We start from the raw sequence: 21,395 nt of genomic DNA, 5'->3' as shown, positions 1-21,395 counted from the left end.
CCTTAATATAACATCTATGAGTTATTTACGTTTTGATAAAACTCTTATGACGAATCTGGAGGAATCTTTGCCGCGTGAGATCCTCCGTACGAATCGTTCCGGGGCTTACCATTGCTCTACTATTGTAGACTGTAACACACGCAAGTATCATGGATTATTAGTCATTCCGGTTCCTGAATTGGATGATGAGAATCATGTCTTGCTTTCAGCAATGGATGAGACCGTAATACAGCATGGAGCAGAATTTAATTTAGGGCTTCATAAATATCATGGAGACAATTTTAGTCCGCGCGGTCATAAATATATCCGTGAATATGAATGTGAGAAAGTTCCTACAACATGGTATCGTGTAGGTGGAGTAGTCTTGAAGAAAGAAAAGGTTTTCGTACATCACGAGAACCGTATTCTTATAAGGTATACTCTGGTTGACGCTCATTCTGAAACGATATTGAGGCTACGTCCTTATTTGGCTTTCAGAAGTGTCAGAGAATATACACACGAGAACTCTCAGGCCAGCAGAGACTATGATGTGATAGATAATGGAATCAAGACACGCATGTATCCTGGCTATCCTGAATTGTATATGCAGTTCAGTAAGGAAAACGAATTTCACTTCATTCCGGATTGGTACAGAGGTATAGAATATCCTAAAGAACAGGAACGTGGGTATGATTTTAATGAAGATCTTTATGTTCCGGGCTATTTTGAATTTAAAATCAGTAAGGGCGAATGTGTTACATTCTCAGGTGGTATTTCTTCTGTAGATACTTCCAAACTGAATCAGTTGTTTGCAGATGAAGCTGAACAGAGAACTCCACGAAAGGATTTCAAGAACTGTCTTATCAATGCTGCTCACCAATTCTTGAATAAACAGGATGGTGAGTCGTATATATTGGCCGGTTATCCTTGGTTTAAATGTCGTGCAAGAGATATGTTTGTTTCGTTACCAGGTCTAACTTTGTCTGTTGGAGAAGTCTCAAAGTTTGAGATGATAATGGAGACAGCCATAAAAGCAATCTATGCATTTATGAATGGCGAGAAATCTACATTGAAAGTTTATGAGATTTATCATCCTGATGTTCTTCTTTGGGCTGTTTGGACTATACAGCAATATGCGAAAATGGTTTCAAGAGACGCTGCTAAAGAGAAGTATCTTGTATTGTTGAAAGACATCATGACATATTTGCTCGATGGCAGACATCCAAATCTTGAAGTGAGAGACAACGGATTGGTATATGCCAACGGTAGAGATAACGCTATTACATGGATGAATTCAACAGTGAATGGTCGTCCGGTTGTCGGAAGAACCGGATATATAGTAGAATTCAATTCTCTTTGGTATAACGCATTGTGTTTCACTGCAGATATAATGGACGAAGTAGGTGACAATGAATTCTCTTCTCGTTTGAAATCTTTGTCTGAGAAAACCGGAAAATCATTTGTTGAAACATTCTTGAATGAATACGGCTATCTGTTGGATTTCGTAGATGGCGACATGATGGACTGGAGCGTCCGTCCTAATATGATTTTCGCGGCAGCATTTGATTACTCTCCACTTGATGCCAAACAGAAGAAGGGAGTAATTGATATTGTTACCAAGGAACTGCTTACTCCTAAGGGACTTCGTTCTTTGAGTCCGAAAAGTGGAGGCTACAATCCAAACTATGTAGGACCTCAGATGCAGAGAGACTATGCATATCATCAGGGTACTGCGTGGCCTTGGCTTGAAGGTTTCTACATGGAAGCTTACCTGAAAATCTATAAGAGAAGCGCTATCTCTTTCTTGTGGAGACAATTTGTTAACTATGAGGACGAAATGACTTGTCACTGTCTGGGAACACTTCCTGAGCTGTTTGACGGTAATCCGCCTTTTAAAGGTAGGGGAGCTGTATCGTTTGCAATGAACGTTGCGGAAATTCTTCGTGGCTTATATTTGTTGGATAAATTTGAGAATCAATAAAGAAGGAGGAGTTTTATGAAAGTTTTAATGTTTGGTTGGGAATTTCCTCCAAAAATATACGGCGGTCTTGCTGTCGCTTCCTATGGTATAACCAAGGGACTGAGTTTACAAGGCGATGTTGAAACTGTGTTTTGTATGCCTAAACCGACAGGAGATGAGGAAGGATTCCTGAAAATAGTTGGCATGAATCAAGTGCCTATAGTATGGCGTGATGTGGATTATGATTATCTGAAGTCTCGTCTGAATGCAAAAATGTCGCCAGAGGAATATTATGCTTACCGCGATAAGATATATGCTGATTTCTCATATATGAATGTCAACGATCTGGGATGTATGGAGTTCGCGGGCGGATATCCTGGAAATCTGCATGATGAAATCAATAATTTCTCAATTATTGCGGGTGTTGTTGCTAGACAGCAGCAGTTCGATATTATTCATGCTCACGACTGGTTGACTTATCCTGCTGGTGTTCATGCGAAAATGGTTAGTGGAAAGCCTCTCTGTATTCATGTGCATGCTACAGATTTCGACCGTTCCCGTGGAAAAGTTAATCCTACAGTTTATTCTATTGAAAAGAACGGTATGGATTATGCCGACTGTATCATGTGTGTATCCGAGCTGACTCGTCGTACGGTAATTAACGAGTATCATCAGGATCCTAGAAAGGTATTTGCCGTACATAATGCTGTTTACCCATTGTCGCAGGAATATGAGAATATACCACGTCCGGATCATTCAAAAGAAAAGATAGTTACCTTCCTTGGACGTATCACAATGCAGAAGGGACCGGAATATTTTGTTGAAGCAGCAGCTATGGTGTTGAAACGTACACGTAACATCCGTTTCGTAATGGCTGGTTCTGGTGATATGCTGAATGCCATGATTAATCTGGTTGCTGAACGAGGTATTGCTGACCGTTTCCATTTCCCTGGATTTATGAAAGGTAAACAGGTATATGAGGTTTATAAGAACAGTGATGTCTTTGTCATGCCTTCTGTTTCCGAACCTTTCGGTATTGCTCCATTGGAAGCTATGCAGTGCGGAACACCTTCTATTATTTCCAAACAGTCTGGTTGTGGTGAAATCCTGAGTAAAGTTATTAAGACAGACTATTGGGATATTCATGCCATGGCAGATGCCATATATTCAATTTGTACAAATCAATCGCTGTTTGAGTATCTTCAGAAAGAAGGAAAGACCGAAGTTGACGGAATAACTTGGGAAAAAGTAGGTCTGAAAGTTCGTTCTTTGTACGAAGATGTTCTGAGAAATTATAATAAGTAAAATATTAGTCTTAAGTTGATATGAAAACAATCTGTTTATATTTTGAGATTCATCAAATAATACATTTGAAACGTTACCGTTTCTTTGAAATAGGCTCAGATCATTATTATTATGATGATTTTGCCAACGAACAGGGTATTAACGAAATTGCTGAACGTTCTTATATTCCGGCATTGAATACCCTTATTCAGATGGCAAAAGAAAATGAGGGAGCATTTAAGGTTGCCCTTTCCATTTCAGGTGTTGCTCTTGAGCAATTGGAAATCTATGCACCGTCTGTTATAGAATTGTTGCATGAATTAAATAATACAGGATGTTGTGAATTCTTGTGCGAACCTTATTCACACGGACTGTCTTCATTGGCTAATGAGGATTGCTTCAGAGAAGAGGTAGGTCGTATGCGCAAGAAAATCAAGGATTATTTCGGTCAGGAACCAAAGGTATTCCGTAATTCAAGCTTGATTTACAATAATGAGATTGGTGGCATGGTAGCCAATATGGGCTTTAAAGGTATGCTTATTGAGGGTGCTAAACATGTACTAGGATGGAAGAGCCCTCATTATCTATATCATTGCGTAGAAAATCCTAACTTGAAGCTTTTGATGAGAGATTTCAAGCTTTCTGATGATATAAGCCTTCGTTTCTCTAACAGCGATTGGAGCGAATATCCTTTGTTTGCTGATAAATATATCGGTTGGATTGATTCTATGCCGGAAAGCGAACAGGTTATAAATATCTTCATGGAATTGTCTGCTCTTGGATATTTCCAGCCATTGTCTTCAAATATCCTTGACTTTATAAAAGCTCTTCCTATCTGTGCTAAACAGAAAGGTATAACTTTCTCTACTCCTACAGAAATCGTGACAAAACTGAAATCTGTAGATGGCATGGATGTTCCATATCCTATGTCATGGACTGACGAGGAAAGAGATATCAGCCCATGGTTGGGTAACGTAATGCAGCGTGAGGCTTTCAACAAGCTTTACAGTGTTGCTGAAAGAGTATATCTGTGTCAGGATAAGAGAATCAAACAGGATTGGGATTATCTGCAGGCTAGCAATAATTTCCGCTTTATGACAACAAAGGATAGTGGCGTTTCATTTAACCGTGGAATCTATGATTCACCTTTTGATGCTTTCACTAACTATATGAATATTCTTGGTGATTTTATTAATCGCGTAAACTCGCTATATCCTGTTGATATGGATAATGAAGAATTGGGCTCTTTGCTTACAACTATTAAGAACCAGGGTGCGGAATTGGTTCAGTTGAATGATGAAGTGATTAAGTTGCAGAAGAAGCTTGCAGATGCAGAAAAGAAATTGGCAAAAACAGAGAAACCGGCTGCGAAGAAAGCTACTTCAACAACAACTAAAAAGACTACCAAGTCATCGGCTAAGAAAACAACAGCCTCAGAATAACGCTGTAATACATTGAATGATATTTTTAAGGCTACTTCCCAAAGGATATAAGGGTGGTAGCCTTAATTATTAATGTGCATTTATATTTTGTCTTTGACATAAGTATAAAAAAACATGTGACACAGACTGTAAGTCCGATATCACATGTTTTCTGTTAAGCTTATTTTTAGTGATTATTTTGTTGGATTTGTGTATATAATCTCGATTTTAAGTTCCTCTTCACTGTCTTCACCACCAAATAGTCTGGCAGCATTGATTTCCATATCATGCGAAACACCTATTATATTTCCTTCTGTATCCGTTTCAGTAGTTACAGGAATTAGCATGACTTTATTTCTGTCCTCAGTATCATTTTCTCCAGCTCTTATTTCGCTGAATATATTGCTTATTAGACGATTAAGTTTAGAGAATGTGTATGAATTAGTACTGCTGTTATATGTTCCAAGAAATGAAGTCTTGTTGTCATATGTCTTGTTCTGTTCGAAGAAAGTTTCCATATCGCCTTTTCTTACCATCAATACATTTTGAGGTATTCCCATAGGGTAATTGACAGAACTTTCATACCCTGCATATCTGTATTTCTTTATTGATAGGGTAACAGAGTTAAGTGTATCATTTTGGTGAGTACTATAAATTTCGTCTACAGGTAATTCTATTTCTGTACAAAGTCCTGCCGGTGTCTTCAGATAGGTATGACCTTTTTCATTCACCAGCTCATCAAGCTTGTCGGAGTTTTCAAGTCTTGTAGACATAAGGATCTCTTTGCTGGCTGCAAGTACAGAATTTCCATGAGCAACAGAGTCTATTTCACCTGTTGATTCCCTCTCTACAAGATAATCAATATTAAGTCTTAACCATATATCCTTAATATAAACCACAGAGCCATCTCCATTAGTGGTGTGTACATAGAATCCCTTTAAGACATTGTTTATAAATGAATATGCGTCTTTAAAGTATTCTGGCTTTGACCTGTATAAATTTTCAATATGCTTACCGAAGTCTTTTCCTAAATCAATACTTATATTAGGATAGTATGTACTAGTGTTTCTTAACGAGTCGCTTACTGACAAGTCTACAGCGGCATAAGATTTTGTAGCCAATGGGGCTTTATTCTCATCGTAATATAGTTTAGGGTCATACGACGTGTAATAAAGGCCCGTATCGCTATCATCTATAATTTTGTTAAGGGTGTCTACCTGGACCGTAAGTGTAGCCAGTGAATCACCATAAAAATCAGTGTAGTATAATTCAAGTGACGCTCCTGTTATTTCCTCCAGATGCTCTGGCAGTTCAAAATTTTCAGGGCAATTTATCTGAGTTATGAAATCAGCCGAATATTGACCGAAATCAGAGTCAGTATATTTACCAAGGTATGCTCTGTTTGTACGTGAGTATACTTTGTCAAGTCTGTATGTTTTTGACGTAACATTGTATGTGTCGGAGAAAGCTTCAATTTTGTCAATGTTTGAAACGAAGTCTCCTATTCCTGTTGTGGAGTCATCGCAACTATAGAGTGCCGCTGTAACAGATAATACAGCCAATAACTTGAATTTCATACTATATAATATATTGGTTATAAAAATAAATCAATGTAGTTATTATCCTACATTGATTCATTATGGATTAATTCATTCATTCATTTCCTTCCAGAACCTTGTCATACAATGAGTTGCATGCATCAGCGTAAGCTTCGAATCCCTGTTGGCATTCAACAACCGGTTTATTCAAGCTTCTGGCATAATCCAACAGCTCAGGATCTACGTTTTCGCCATTTTGTATAACTCCATCGGAATATGCAATTGCAAGCTTGCACAATTCGTTGTATGATACTGGATTCTTTATCATATTCAAATCGTCGGAAGTTATTTCTTTGAACATCAGTTGTTCATTAAAATTATCCACAAAATTAGATTTGAATCCATCATCATAGATAGAGAATATCACTTTTGAGTCTCGGAATGAAGGTTCGTCGTAATACGCTTTCTTGATATACAAAGGTACTACCGCACTCATCCAGCCATGGCAGTGTATGACATCCGGACACCAGCGCAGTTTCTTTACTGTTTCCAGTACACCTCTAGCATAGAATATTGCTCTTTCTCCATTATCTTCATATTCATTTCCATTCTCATCAGTAGTCATCAGTCTGTGCTGGAAATAATCATCATTATCAATGAAGTATATCTGTCTGCGTGCAGCCTGTACAGATGCCACTTTTATGATTAGCGGATGGTCTGTATCGTCTATTATCAAGTTCATTCCAGACAGGCGGATTACTTCGTGCAACTGATTTCTGCGTTCGTTTATGATACCCCACTTAGGCATAAATGTTCGTATCTCACGACCTTTGTCCTGAATTGCCTGTGGAAGATTTTGCCCGATAAGCGAAAGTTCGCTTTCAGGTACGTAAGGAGTAATTTCTTGTGTAATGAATAAAACTTTCTTAGCGCTCATGTTATTATTTTATGCTCAAAAATGTTTTGCAAAGGTACAAAAAAAAGGGTACATTTAAAAATGCTGTTTCAAATAAATCCTTATAGTATGTTAATTAGCTTGGAGTTTTGATGTTTATGATATGTTTTATCTGCATTTTATGCATTGTTCAATGATAAATACTGCACTTTTTTGTGTTTATCTTTCATTATGTGGTAAATATTGGTTTACTTTGCACCCGATTTCAGGAACTATATAATAGCTCTGTGTATAGACTTAATATAGAATAGTATAAACTATAAAAAGAAATGAAGTTAATTCAGACAACCAGTGAACTGCGCAATGAATTGCAGGCAGTTCGTAAACAAGGAAAGTCGATAGGTTTGGTTCCTACCATGGGTGCTTTGCACGACGGTCATGCTTCTTTGGTCAAACGTGCAGTAAAGGAGAATGATGTGGTAGTGGTCAGCGATTTTGTCAATCCTACACAGTTTAATGACAAAAACGATTTGTTGAAATATCCGAGAACACTTGAAGCAGACTGTGCTTTGTTGGAGAAACATGGTGCAGCATTTGTATTTGCTCCTTCTGTAGAAGAAATTTATCCCGAGCCAGATACCCGTCAGTTCAGCTATGCTCCACTTGACACTGTTATGGAGGGAAAGTATCGTCCTGGACACTTCAATGGAGTGTGTCAGATTGTGAGCAAGCTTTTTTTAATTGTTGAACCTGACAGGGCATATTTTGGCGAGAAAGATTTCCAGCAGCTTGCTATTATTCGCGAGATGGTTCGCAAATACCCTTTCAATCTTCAGATTATAGGATGTCCTATCGTCCGTGAGGCTGATGGCTTGGCTTTGAGTAGCAGGAATGCGCGTCTTTCTGAAGAACAGCGAGTACAGGCTTTGCAGATTTCAAAAACACTTTTCAGCAGTCTTGATTTTGCAAAAGAACATACTTTGACAGAAACTAAGCAGTACGTAGAAAACTGTATTGCCGGTGCCGAAGGATTGCAGTTGGAATATTTTGAAGTTGTAGACGGTAATTCACTTCAGCCAGTTGCTGATTGGGATGATAGCAATTATATCGTAGGATGTATCACAGTGTTCTGTGGCGACGTAAGATTGATTGATAATATTAAATATAAAGAATAAACCTATAAATAGTTATGATGATAGAAGTTTTGAAGTCTAAGATACACCGTGTCACAGTTACTCAGTCTAACCTTAATTATGTTGGAAGCATTACTATAGATCAGGATTTGCTGGATGCTGCAAACATGATTCCAGGAGAGAAGGTGCATATCGTTGACAATAACAACGGTGAAAGATTCGAGACTTATATAATTCCCGGTGAGCGCGGTTCAGGATGTATTTGTCTTAATGGTGCGGCTGCTCGCAAGGTACAGGTAGGAGATATTGTGATAATAATCTCATACGCTCTTATGGATTTTGAGGAAGCCAAGACTTTTAAGCCTTCGGTGATTTTCCCTGATACATGCACCAATAAGCTTGTGTAAACTTCGCTTATATAAAGAGAATGCGCTTTGACATCGAAATAGAATTGTCAAAGCGCATTCTCTTTATTTTGTTATCAAGCTCAATTATCAGATTGCCTTTTCTTTAAGTATACCTGTTCTGTAAGCAATCAGCAATTTCTTCAGGTCTTCTATCTGTATTTTCAGTTCTACACCTTTATCGGTATCCTTTACCATCATACGCTGTGTACTGAGTTCAACTATCTGAGTAGTTGATTTGATATCCTTACCTTCTTCAATTGCAGTCTGGGTAGATGTGAATGGTTCATGCTGTACAAGCTGGAATCCCCTGGAATGATATACCAGTGTATATCCGGCAATACCAGTTTCTGGTTGGTATGCCTTGGAGAATCCTCCGTCTATCACCATCAGTTTCCCATTGGCCTTTATAGGTTTTTCCCCCTGGACGGCTTTCACAGGTACATGTCCGTTTATGATATGACGATGTTCGCCCTTAACATTGAATTCGTCAAGAATCATGTCGCACACGGTTTCGTCATTCCTTTTTGAATAATAATGTCCTTTTATTTCCTTATGTGTTTCTTTATCAGTAAGGAAATATCTTTCGAATGTAGCCATCTTGCTCTTATCAAAGGCTGGTGAATCCTTACCGCACCACAAATACCACACATAGTCTAAAGCAAAATCTTTTTCTTCGTTGTCATCATCTGCAAAATATGCAGTGCGAATGAGTTGTCCCACTTTATTTAGAAGTTCTTTGCCTTTGTATTTTCTGTCGCCTATACTTACCTCTTTCAGACTTCCGTCTTCGTTTAATGGCATGGATGCGTGGAAAAGCAGATTTGAATTGCATACATTGTACATACATCCGTATCTGAACAAGCATTTCATGTGCTTACGCAATTTTTCGCTTCTAGTGAATGAATCGTAAAGCTTGTTCACTACGTCAGCCTCTTCTTCAGTAAGTCTGTATGGATCTTTCGGATTTACTGTAGGCATAAGGCAGTCTTTCATCTCATACTCTTTATCACCCAGTCTCAGTACCTTCTTTTCGAAGTCTATATGATGAAGAAGCATTCTGTCTTCCATCTCGAATTCCGGTCTGCGTTTGATTATTTCAGCTTCAAGCTTGAACTGGATTATACAGATAGCCTTATGCATTTGGGCTATCATCCTTAGAGTCTTGTCGCTATATTGAGCGTCGTATTCTTTAGGGTAGAACTGTGTGCATGGGTCATTGGCGTATGCTTCCATAGCAAATGTTGCCAACGGAAGCAGGTTGATACCGTAACCGTCTTCCAGTGCAGGCAGGTTGCCATATCTCATGGCAAGACGCAGAACGTTGGCTATACTGCATTTGTTTCCTGTAGCGGCTCCCATCCATAATATATCGTGATTTCCCCACTGAATATCAAAATTGTGGTAGTCACACAGAGTGTCCATTATGATGTGCGGACCTGGCCCTCTGTCGAATATGTCTCCAAGTATATGTAATGAATCTATTGTTAGCCTTTGTATAAGATTACACATAGCTATGATGAAATCATCTGCCCTGTCTGTTTCTATTATTGTACTTATAATTACATTGATATATGCCTGTTTGTTCTGTGTTGTGCTGCTTTCGTGAAGCAGTTCCTGTATAATGTACGAGAATTCTTCAGGCAATGCTTTTCTGACTTTAGAGCGTGTGTATTTTGATGATACGTTCTGGCATACACTTACCAGTTGGTTAAGTGTTATCACATACCAGTCGTTCATGTCCTCTTCAACTTCTTTTACCCTAATCAATTTCTGTTCTGGATAATATATAAGAGTACACAGCTCTTTCTTTTCTGTTTCCCTCAGTGTGTTTCCGAAAATTTCGTTTACCTTTCTTTTGATTGCTCCTGACGCATTTCTCAGTACATGATTGAATGCTTCGTATTCTCCATGTAAGTCTGCCAGAAAGTGTTCTGTACCCTTAGGTAGATTAAGTATAGCTTCGAGGTTTATAATTTCAGTACTTGCGGCTGCTATTGTAGGGAAACTTTGTGAAAGCAGTTCCAAATACCTTAAATCGTTTTTGATTTCCTCTATTTTTGCCTTGTTTGTTACTGTCATGGCTTTTAGATTTATATTATGATTGGTTTATTTCTATCTATTCTATCTATAAAAACAGCATTAATATTATTTGTATCATAATCACCCTTGTAAACATTCCCAAAGGATACACTGTGGCATAGCTTACGGCAGGGTTGTCATTTGGAATTATGTCGTTGGCATAGTTCAGAGCCATAGGATTTGCCATGCTTCCGCATAGCATTCCGCACGTACTTCCGAAATCAAGATTGAACACTCTCAGTGCCACTATTGCCATTATCACTACAGGAATGAAAGTGATGGCAAATCCTATACCTATCCATAGCGCACCTTCGGGACGCATTACTGTCTCGAAAAAATGTGTTCCGGCATCAAGTCCCAGACATGCCAGATATAATGAAAGTCCGATACCTCTAAGCATGAGATTGGCACTCCGTGTAGTATATGTCACAAGGTGAAGCCGTGGTCCGTATGCACCTATCAGTATACCTATTATTATAGGACCACCTGCAAGGCCCAATTTGACCGGTGAGCTTATTCCGGGCAGACTTATAGGAATTGCTCCTATGATAAGTCCGAGCACTATACCGATGAAGATTGAAGCCATGTTCGGGTCTTTCAGGGTTTTCACAGTGTTACCCAGAACCTTTTCTACGTTTTGTATTGCAGCAGCTTCACCAACGACTGTCAGCCTGTCGCCCAATTGCAACACAAGTCCGGGTGTAGCCAGTAGCTGCACTCCGCTTCGTGTCACACGGCTGATGTTTATACCGTATGAGTTTCTCAGTCTCAGGCTACCCAGTTTCTTTCCGTTTATTTCAGGGCGTGAAATTACTACATGTTTCGAAACCAGCTGGCTGTCTATAGCGTTCCAGTCTATATCTTCCTTGTTCCAGTCCCTGTTTTCCTGTTCGCCGAAAAGAATAGTCAGGGTAGGGGCATCCTTTTCTGTAGTGATGACCAGTATTCTGTCGTTTTCTTTCAGAATTTTCTCTGATGTAGGAATGCTTACGTTTCCGTCTCTCCATAGTCGTGAGATAACGAACTTCGGATAGCTCAGTTTCGCTATGTCCTGAATACTTTTGTTGAATATGGCAGGATTGTGAACCTGAAATGTTGCAATGTACGTATGATTGGTATCGTCATGGTCGTGACATTCCATGTCCTTGGGTCTGACTATGATTTTCTTCAGTACGACTATTGCCAGAATTACACCTACCACTCCCAAGGGATAAGTAATGGCACAGCTCAGTGCAGCTCCACTTGTAGGCTCTCCCAGTTGCTTCAGGGTCTGCTGTGCAGCACCAAGTGCAGGAGTGTTTGTTGTTGCTCCACACAGGATACCTGCCATGTCCGACAGTGGTATTGAGGCTGTCTTGCTTATTATCACAGCCATAGCTGTACCTATAAGTATTACGCCTAGTCCCAGCATGTTCAGCTTGTAGCCACCTTTATGGAAGGAACTGAAGAAACCCGGACCTACCTGTAGTCCCAGTGAATATACAAATAAAACGAGTCCGAAACTTTCGGCATAGATAAGCATTTGCGGGTCAATGGAAAAACCCAGATGTCCTGCAAGGATGCCGATAAAGAAAACGAATGTCACTCCGAGCGAAACTCCGAACAGATGAAGCTTCCCGAATCCTAATCCTATAGCTGTAATAAGTGACAATATAATGACAGCCTGTAAGGCTGAATGCTCAAAAAATAAATCTGTAAACCATTCCATGCCGCAAATTTACACACTTTTTTTGAGGTTTGTTTATATTATGTTATTTTATTTTTATGAAATCTATTTCGACTTGCTTGCCTCGGCAGCTGGTCAGTTGGCTTTTATGGTGATTAAAATTTTATTCGCCTAAATGAAATTTAAACAGTGTTTGAATACTATTTAAATACTGTTTAAATCATGATAGATTATTTAGCCTATTGAGTTGCTTAATACATAGGAAAGGCAGACATTCTCCGATACATAAAAATCGAGTTGTCAGGAATTTCCGGACAACTCGATTTTTACTATTGCTTTTCAAAAAGAAATTACCTTATACCCAATTCATCTACAAACAAGAAACAAGTTTTTCCTGCACCTCCGTGCCATTTTGGGAGAACTGCTGTAGATTTTCCAACGATACGTACAAATCTTGTTTTAACCTTATCGAAATCTACCGAATATTCTTTGGCTACATTGTTCTTGCTTCCTTTTTCCAAAACTGGAAAATCCTTAGAAACGACTTTGTTGAAATTATTACCATCCATCGAAGTATAAATATCTATTCCTTTGAGTCCGAAAATATAGTCGCCGGGAACGAGATAAGTACTTATGAATGCCGATGAAATTTCTTTTTCAGCCTGAAGGTCTATTGTCACGTCTACATCCTCTCCGTAAAATCCCAGATAACGTCCGGATCTGTAATTACCGTCACCATACAAACCGTCATTAAGAATGGATTTACCTTTATATGTATAGTTCTGTGCTGGTGAAGTGTTGAGGGTAATAGGACGCATTGTTACTGAATTATATTTGATATTTTCTTCAGACACATCACTTATCCTGTCGTTTGTTTCATCAGTATCTGTAAAACTCTTTCTTACGGCAATCGCTTTAATAGAACAATCCTTATCTATATAGAACGGTTCATTGTATTTTAAAGAAGTTTTGCAAGGTTTGGAATTGTCTATGGTGTAATACACATCTGCATTATCGAATGTGGAGAAGCTTACTTCCGCTGTTCCATCTTCTTTTGATTTAATCTCAATGTTTACATCATCAATGTCTTTTTTGTAGTTATAACCGTAAACTCCATAGATTTCGATCTGATGACCAAGACGTTTCAGGAAACTGTCCAGGTTCTTCTTTTCTGGCAATGTCCACTGGATTTCCGAAAGTGCTGCTATACGAGGCATCATCTGCCATTCCATTTTAACACTGTCTTTTGTCCATTCTGTCCATATACAACCTTGTGCTCCAATCAATTTCCCTTTCTGCTCTTCGGTTACTTCTTCAGGAACAGGCTCGAAGTTATATACTCTTGCTACGCTGCTTACACCTTTCAGACGATTATACCCTGGATTGCTGAAATACAGATGAGATATAGGACATGCAATGGTATTATGTCCCTGCTCGACAGATTTAATTCTTGCTTTAGGGCCTGTCCATGCCATTACAGTAGTGCTTTTTGCCGGATTTCCTTCCAGTATTTCATCCCATGCAAGCATTTTCCTTCCTCTTGCCTGAATTTCTTTCTCAACTTCGCCCATAAACCATGCCTGCAACTGATTTTCCTTTGTATGTTGTTTGGTATCCTTCAAAAGAAGTTCTTTTATCTTACTCTGGCATTTTGGACAAGTTTTCCAAAATTTCTTCGGACATTCATCTCCACCTATATGGATATAAGGAGAAGGGAATATGTCCATTATTTCGTTCACCACATCTTTGGCAAACTGCAGTGTCTTTTCATTGCCACCACACAGTACTTCATCGAATACGCCAAACTTCGTTGCCACTTCGTATGGGCCTCCGGTACATCCTAATTCCGGATAAGATGCCAGCGCAGCAAGCATGTGTCCTGGCATATCTATTTCAGGAATCACAGTAATGTATCTTTCTGCAGCATATTCTACAATTTCCTTTGCCTCTTCCTGAGTATAGAAACCGCTTACAGGTTTGCCGTCGAATTCCTTACTTCCAGGAGCTGTTATTGTCTCTTTTCTTTTTGAACCTATCTCAGTAAGTTTAGGATATTTCTTTATCTCTATTCTCCAACCCTGGTCTTCAGTGAGATGCCAATGGAAATAATTGATATTGTGAAGAACAAGCATATCGATTATCTCTTTCAGATAGTCTGTAGTGAAATAATGTCTTCCCACATCAATCATGAATCCCCTGAATCCAAATCTTGGATAGTCCTTAACCTTTCCACACGGAATTGCGGCCAAAGCATTTCCGTCTGTTATTGGCATAGCTTTGTGAAGAGTCTGTATGCCATAGAAAACTCCGGCCTCGGTACTTCCTTTCAATACAATATTGTCTGTATCTACAGTCAGTTCATACCCTTCATTTTGTTCTACAGAAGAGTCTATTTTGAGGATAATAGAATTCTTGGTTTCCGAAGTAGTTAGCTTTACTTTTACTCCTGTCAGTTTTTTTATGTATGATGCAAGAAATTCGGCATTTCTTTTCATTTTCTCATTATCCTCAGGATATGAGATAGAGGTTGACGAATTGATGATGAATGATGAGCCGTTCTGAGCTTCAATAACTTCCTGTGGCAAAGGGATAACATTAAGATTACCCGTTATGGTTTCTTTCTGCGAGCATGAAGAGAACCCCAGCATTAGCATAGAGCATAATGCAATTGATTTGATTTTACTTTTACTCATATAATTTCCGATTGGAGTTTCTGATTTGGTTTTTAAGAAAAATATATATAATTGAAGGTTTTCCATACCAGATTTGATATGGAAAACCTTGTTGAGATATATTATAAACCGATTACCATCCTGGATTCTGTTTCCACAATCCATCCATTATTCCCAACATTGTTTCATTTATAGGTTGCAGATAATCTCTATTAGGTTTGAACTGCCATCCCTGAGGCATTGAAGACGGTTGTACAGGTAATATATAACGGAGAGCGTCTCCATCATTTCCTGAGAGGTTAATTTTCAAATTATTACCATAGTGTTCAGGTAAATTACTTCCCGTAAACAATGCACCCATAGGGCGTTTCCCTATGATGAGTTCTTCAGCTGCAGCCCAACGGAGAATATCCTTGAAACGCTTTCCTTCTAAAGCAGTCTCAACTCTTCTCTCACGTCGGACAGCCTGTATATATTTATCCAAACCAGAGAAAGGATAATTTGGGTCATCATTGTATTCTCTATCGAAATCTACACTAGGCATTCCGGCGCGTTCTCTTAATGGTTGTAACACTCTGATAATTTCTGCGGCATTTGCAGCTCCATTCTGTTCCGCCAACGCCTCTGCATGATTCAACAGAACATCGGCATATCTGAATTGTATTGCAGGAGTAGTTCCCTTGAATTCGCTTATATAGTCTCCTTCACAATCTATTTGAACATGTTTCAGCATTACATATCCGGTAAGATTTGTTCCGAAAGCTGTTCCATCTCCAGCTAAAGCCGGCCACTCTAATATGTATGGATTGCTATCTCTTTCAGGTTTCATACGTTGCCCAGGGAAAGCCACAGTCTGAGCCAATCTTGGGTCTCGGTTTTCCGGATCCAGTTCATCTGGATAGTTCTTCTTCAAATTCAACAATTCTTCACCATATAGTGCTCTTCCATCTTTTGAAAGGTAATCATCAACCAAAGAGGCACATATACCAATATTACCACCACCTGTGTTAAGGTATCTGGTCACACTGTTTCCAACCTTGTCTCCGTCATACATTTTAAACCACAATATTTCCGGATTTGTCGAAAGATTTGGAGTATCAAACAACTTGCGATAGTCGTTTCTGACATCACCTGTGTTATATATCTTCCAGACTCCTCGGTTTTCAACTTCCTCACATGCTGTAATTGCCATTTCAAGGTACTTTTCTATTTTGGCATTTAAATCAGATTCGCTTAATGTATAATCGTAGAACTTCTCCGATTTGTCCTTTTCCTTGGCATAATGATAACGTTCCCATGTAGCCTCAAACAAAGCCACCTCGCTAATCAAGGCACGGGCCACGTCTTTATGGAGTCTCATTGAAGAAGAATTGCTCTGTTCTCCCATAAGGTCTCTGGCATTACCCAGATCTTCAAGTATCTTGTCTACAATGAATGTACGGCTTTCACGTGGAAGCATCATTATTTCCAAATTTGGTTCCAGAGGCTTGTCAACCCATGCAAGTTCTCCGTAATTGATAAGCATTCTATAATAATACCAGCCGCGGAAATAAAGAGCTTCACCTTTTAATTGGTTGAACTCTTTGCTTCCTTTTTCCGGACAATTGTCGATGTTATTCAGTAAGAAGTTTATATCTCTTACGTATGTATAGTTCGAGATGGAAACAGCATTACTTAATGATGATTGTCCCATCAATCTTGTATTGGCAGCCGGGCCTGTCATATTATCACTGTCATAGTCCTGGCCTGCTATACCGCCACCGCCACCGGCCATGAATCCTTGTCCTATCAGACCGCTTTCGTAATAACGGTCTACATAGTTTCTTATTTCACCAACGCTCTGAAATGGGTTTGCTGTAGAAAGTACCCCTTCCGGCATCTTGTCCAAATCGAAACATCCGGACAATCCTATGGTAAAAGCCATAGCTAAAAGTATATTTATTCTTTTCATATATATCAAAATATTATAAGTTAACAATCAAACCTACAGATAATACCTTATTCATAGGATAGTTCTTACCACCTTCGACGGTGTATGTGTTTGAAGTGAATATAGCTTCCGGGTCAAACATACCCTGCAGTTTTGTGAAGGTAAGCAGGTTCTCTCCTGAGAAGAATACCTGAACTTTCTGCAATGAGGCTTTTTTCACCCATGCATCAGGCAATGTATAGCTCAAGGTAAGGTTTTTCAGTCTACAATATGCTGCGTTCTGTATATAGCGGTCTGTAGGTTGAATGTTCTTGTTCTGGAATGGTGCAACTCCGCCGGCACTGTTGATATATGGTTTCGGATAGTATGCGTCTGTATTATCCGGTCTCCAATAGTCCATGTGTTCCTTAAACACTGTAACCTGTGCGAATGAACTGAATCCCCAGAAATATACACCGCTAGGCATCCAGTCGCGTTTGCCTACTCCCTGAAACATCATGCTCAAGCTTAGACCCTTCCAGCTGATAGAACCATTTACTGTATACTGATATCTAGGAGTTCTGTTACCGATTACAGTCATGTCTCCCATATCTGAAAGTTGATTAATACCTCTGTCTATAATCTTTCTGCCATCTTCGCCCACTTTGCCGTCTAGATCTACGTATTTAACATCTCCCGGTTCCCAAGGCTTTCCACTGATATAAGTCAAATCATATTCTTTATTGTATGCATCAGCTTCTTCTGGTGTCTGAATCAATCCGTCAGTACGGTAACCCCAGATTTCTCCCCATGTTTTTCCTGTATACCAGCTGCCATTAGGGTCTGTCATTGACTCGTTAGAGTATGATGTAACCTTTGTTACCGCATCAGAGATAGAACCGCCAATGCTATAATCTATATCTTTTCCTATTTTACCTCTGTAATTCAGTGAAAGTTCCCATCCTCTGTCACGCAAAGTCGCATTGTTTTCCTGAGGTGCAGATGCACCAAAAAAGTCAGGGTAATCGCGTCCGGGTCCGAGCATATCCTTTGTGTCTCTCTGGAATACATCCACACTACCTGTCAATGCGTTTCCGAAGAATCCGAAGTCAAGACCGATATTCTTGCTTTCTACCTTTTCCCATGTCGTATAAGGATTTACTACTGCAGGTGGAAGTGTATACATGTGACGACCATCATTGAATATATATTGTCCCAGATTCTTATTTATACTCATTGTCGATGCGAATGTATACAAGGCTGCATTACCTTGATTTCCTAACAATCCGTAAGAAAGTCTCAATTTGAGATTTGACAGGTAATCTTCAGTTTTCTGCATGAAACTTTCACGATGAATGTTCCATCCCAATGATACAGAAGGGAAGAAACCCCAGCGGCTGTCTTTTGCAAAACGCGAAGAACCGTCATATCGTCCGTTTAACTCTAACAGATATCTGCCATCGTAGTCATAGTTGATACGTCCGAAGAAGCCTCGTGTTGCCCATCCGGTACGTGTATCTACAACAACTTTGTCTCCTGTACCCATGCCGACATTTGGATTTGAAGTGGAATATAACCCGGTGATTGAGTTTTTCATCCAGCTATAATCATTGTTCTCTTCCTGATAACCGGCCATGACAGTAAAATTATGTTTGTCTGCCAGTGAGAATATATAGTTGGTATAAAGATTTATGCTCTGGTATCTTGTAGTAGCATAAGCACGCGTAAATTGACCGTCGGATGAGACTCCTAGTTCCGAACGGGCTACTTTGGTCGTTGTTACTCCGTCCTGTTCATAGATAAATGGAGCTACATTCAGTGCCTCATACTCCATATTATTCTGTTTGTATGTATAGTCGAAGAAAATGAACCAGTTTTTCACAGGTTGGAATTCAAGACCGGTAGTTATATTTAATCTGTCTCTCTGTGTATCTGTATAAGTTCCGCTTTGCAAATAAGGAACAAGAGACAGTTCAGTGAAATGTCCGTTCGGGTCTATAGGAGAAACGGTAGGACGGAAACGAGCCAAACTGTGATAGAATCCTTCAGATAAACCACCGTCAAGAGGTATACCGTTTACTGTACCCTGATTGAATGGTGTTTTATTGTCCGAATGCATATATTTTGCATTGAATTTTACTTTCATCCATTTGGTTAGTTCCGAAGAAATGTTGGCATTAATAGTGTAACGCGAGTAGTCCATATCTGCATATTTCAAAATACCGTCTTCATTATAATATCCGGCAGAAATATAATATTGTGCCTTCTTGTTACCGCCACTGAAACTTAAATTATGATTTTGCTTGAAAGCGAAATTCTTATAATGTAAATCGAAATAATCGGTATTACCCAATCCCAGCTCAGAATTTTCGAATGCGGCGTTGAGTGATTGCCCCGGTTTCAGTTCTGCCCATGGGTCAAGACTTGAAGGATCTCTCATATACTGCTCCAACTGAGCTATTTTCTCTGCAGAATAAGCTCTGTTTCCAGCTCCTGCATTAGTTACACCGTCATTCCAGAATTTCACGAAATCCAGTGAGTTTACCATATCAGGCAATACGGTAGGTGTACTCCAGCCTACAGTTCCCTGGTAATTGGCACGCATCTTGCCTTCATGTCCCTTTTTAGTTGTGACGAGGATAACTCCGTATGCGGCACGTGCACCGTAGATAGAACATGCGGCAGCGTCCTTCAGTACAGAAATGCTTTCAATATCATTAGGGTTTACATCAGAAAGTTCCATTTCCACACCATCAACCAGAACATAAGGATTGGCATTCCCTGACAGGTTTCCCTGGCCACGCAGTGTCAATGTTCCTGTAGCTCCTGGTCTTCCCGAACCGCTATTACTTACTGTCAAGCCGGGAACCATACCCTGCAGACCTTGTGTTGCATCTACTACAGGACGTGTCTCGAATGCGTCACCTTTAACAGAAGACACGGCACCCGTAAGGTTTACCTTTTTCTGTACGCCATAACCTACAACCACCACTTCATCCAATACTTCAGTGTTGGTTTTAAGTACAATCTTGAGGTCAGTTCCATTCCATACTGTTTCTACATCCTTGTAGCCAACATAAGATATAACAATGACATCTCCGTTTTTTACATTTGAAATAGAAAAGTCACCGTCCAAACCGGTAATGGTTCCGTTGGTTGTTCCCTTTACCACAACAGAGGCACCGATAATTGTTTCACCGGACTCGTCCAAAACAATTCCTTTACATTGATTTTCTTGCTGAGATATATACATCCTGACTGCTTCTGCATGAGTTTCCGCATGGATGTAACCTCCCGAAAAACCTGACAACAACATGGTCATTGTCAAGAGTTTAAACTCTGATTTCTTCATAACAGGTTATTAAAATTAACAAATATACTATTTACGAGCTCTTTTGGGCTCAATTAATTAAATTTAAGTATTTATCTCGGGTATATGAATCTGTTAGTTACCCGTATGTTTCACATTTTATATATTTCCCAAAATATATAATTGAAATTTATATTCCTATTTTATTTATAATAATTAACTATAGTTGGTTAAACTTTTGTTTTTTTTGAATATTTAAGTTTGTATGGCTACCAGTAGCGGAACGGCTAACGGACACTTATCAAACGCTACCGGCTTTGTTCTTATTTCAGCGACATCAGTCCCATGATGTTTGTCACTTTCTCAGCAAGTTCTTCTGTAGGAACAGATTGGATCAGCTTCATCATCAGGTCGGTAACATCAGCATCTTTGTCAAGACTGAGAACCCTGTTCACGTCTTCAATAGCTTCTTCGTAGTGCTTTGTGTTTACATACATTTCGGCTCTTGTCTTGAAACTTTCGGCATCATTGGGATTCAGTTTGATTGATTCGCTCATGTCATTTATCGCATTATCCCATTTCCCGAGGTTTCCCCAAAGAATGCTTCTTGTATAATAAGCGAATGAACGGTACTCTTTGTCGTTTTCTGGAATGAGTTCCAGGCTTGAGTTTACAGCCTGCATAGCCAATACCATATCGTTGCATGCGTTGCATATTAGCGACATATAGCAATGTGCATATCCATTCTCTGGATTACTCTCTATTTCGGCATTAAGCAGATTATAGGCTGTCTCTATATCTCCGTTGTTAAGTGCTGTCACCCCATTGATGTAGTTGTCTGATTCCGGACGATTGATGTTTTCTGCGTATGAAGTTCCGCAAGCGAATATTATAATTAATAATGTGATAATAGTTTTTCCAGTGGTTTTCATGTTGTTCTCAAATTTTAAAGTTTGGATGCAAAACTATAAAGTTTTATTATATTGACAAAGAAAAGCTGATAAAAAATGCGATAAGATATAAAAAACTTTTATCTTTGTCGCATCAAAATAAATCTAAGACTGAATATAAACCTTGTTTTGCTATCTTGTGATAGCTTTGTTATAGAATAAAATTTATTTTAACTTGTTATAACCATGAAT

The 21,395-nt window shown here is 39.2% G+C and carries 13 protein-coding genes; 5 read left to right on the top strand and 8 right to left on the bottom strand.

From position 1 onward, the window contains the following. The first annotated feature begins 16 nt into the window (after positions 1–16). Genes I6E24_RS09260 through I6E24_RS09250 form a run of 3 tightly spaced genes read left to right on the top strand, consistent with a single transcriptional unit; the run spans position 17 to position 4,665 of the window. The gene (locus I6E24_RS09260) at positions 17–1,960 is read left to right on the top strand and encodes a glycogen debranching enzyme N-terminal domain-containing protein (RefSeq protein ID WP_235328135.1); all 1,944 of its coding nucleotides are present in this window, start codon (positions 17–19) and stop codon (positions 1,958–1,960) included. Positions 1,961–1,975: 15 nt separating this feature from the next. Then, complete coding sequence (locus I6E24_RS09255; RefSeq protein ID WP_235328131.1) at positions 1,976–3,244, top strand: glycosyltransferase family 4 protein; 1,269 nt, start codon at positions 1,976–1,978, stop codon at positions 3,242–3,244. Between the two features lie 20 nt (positions 3,245–3,264). Further along, complete coding sequence (locus I6E24_RS09250) at positions 3,265–4,665, top strand: glycoside hydrolase family 57 protein (RefSeq protein ID WP_235328129.1); 1,401 nt, start codon at positions 3,265–3,267, stop codon at positions 4,663–4,665. 173 nt (positions 4,666–4,838) lie between these two features. Here the strand turns inward: I6E24_RS09250 and I6E24_RS09245 are convergent, their stop codons facing one another. Both I6E24_RS09245 and I6E24_RS09240 read right to left on the bottom strand, forming a co-directional pair. Beyond that, entirely contained in the window at positions 4,839–6,221 is a 1,383-nt protein-coding gene (locus I6E24_RS09245; protein WP_235328127.1) for a DUF4270 domain-containing protein, read from the bottom strand. 76 nt (positions 6,222–6,297) lie between these two features. After that, on the bottom strand, positions 6,298–7,119 hold the full coding sequence (locus I6E24_RS09240) for a glycogen/starch synthase (RefSeq protein WP_235328125.1): 822 nt from the start codon (positions 7,117–7,119) through the stop codon (positions 6,298–6,300). 287 nt (positions 7,120–7,406) lie between these two features. On the opposite strand from I6E24_RS09240, the gene panC reads away from it, so the two are divergent. Together panC and panD are read left to right on the top strand one after the other, a co-directional pair. Beyond that, complete coding sequence (panC, locus tag I6E24_RS09235; RefSeq protein WP_235328123.1) at positions 7,407–8,252, top strand: pantoate--beta-alanine ligase; 846 nt, start codon at positions 7,407–7,409, stop codon at positions 8,250–8,252. A 14-nt stretch (positions 8,253–8,266) separates the two neighbouring features. Further along, on the top strand, positions 8,267–8,617 hold the full coding sequence (panD, locus tag I6E24_RS09230) for an aspartate 1-decarboxylase (protein ID WP_235328121.1): 351 nt from the start codon (positions 8,267–8,269) through the stop codon (positions 8,615–8,617). An 87-nt stretch (positions 8,618–8,704) separates the two neighbouring features. On the opposite strand, the gene I6E24_RS09225 is transcribed toward panD, so the two are convergent. From I6E24_RS09225 to I6E24_RS09200, 6 genes are all read right to left on the bottom strand, one after another. Next, positions 8,705–10,696 (bottom strand): fructose-1,6-bisphosphatase, encoded by a 1,992-nt coding sequence (locus I6E24_RS09225; RefSeq protein WP_235328119.1) that lies wholly within the window; start codon positions 10,694–10,696, stop codon positions 8,705–8,707. Between the two features lie 46 nt (positions 10,697–10,742). After that, positions 10,743–12,404 (bottom strand): putative transporter, encoded by a 1,662-nt coding sequence (locus I6E24_RS09220; RefSeq protein WP_235328117.1) that lies wholly within the window; start codon positions 12,402–12,404, stop codon positions 10,743–10,745. A 308-nt stretch (positions 12,405–12,712) separates the two neighbouring features. After that, entirely contained in the window at positions 12,713–15,055 is a 2,343-nt protein-coding gene (locus I6E24_RS09215; protein ID WP_235328115.1) for a glycoside hydrolase family 20 protein, read from the bottom strand. Between the two features lie 112 nt (positions 15,056–15,167). Next, entirely contained in the window at positions 15,168–16,985 is a 1,818-nt protein-coding gene (locus tag I6E24_RS09210; RefSeq protein WP_235328113.1) for a RagB/SusD family nutrient uptake outer membrane protein, read from the bottom strand. Between the two features lie 13 nt (positions 16,986–16,998). Beyond that, positions 16,999–20,196 (bottom strand): SusC/RagA family TonB-linked outer membrane protein, encoded by a 3,198-nt coding sequence (locus I6E24_RS09205; RefSeq protein ID WP_235328133.1) that lies wholly within the window; start codon positions 20,194–20,196, stop codon positions 16,999–17,001. Between the two features lie 380 nt (positions 20,197–20,576). Next, positions 20,577–21,185, bottom strand: coding sequence for a tetratricopeptide repeat protein (locus tag I6E24_RS09200; protein WP_235328111.1), 609 nt, complete (start codon positions 21,183–21,185; stop codon positions 20,577–20,579). Positions 21,186–21,395 lie beyond the last annotated feature (210 nt).

Origin of the sequence: Bacteroides caecigallinarum, from assembly GCF_021530995.1 — a bacterium.
Lineage (GTDB): Bacteria > Bacteroidota > Bacteroidia > Bacteroidales > Bacteroidaceae > Phocaeicola > Phocaeicola faecigallinarum.
The sequence above is the reverse complement of the archived record's forward strand: the minus strand, read 5'-3'. Positions and strand labels throughout refer to the sequence as shown.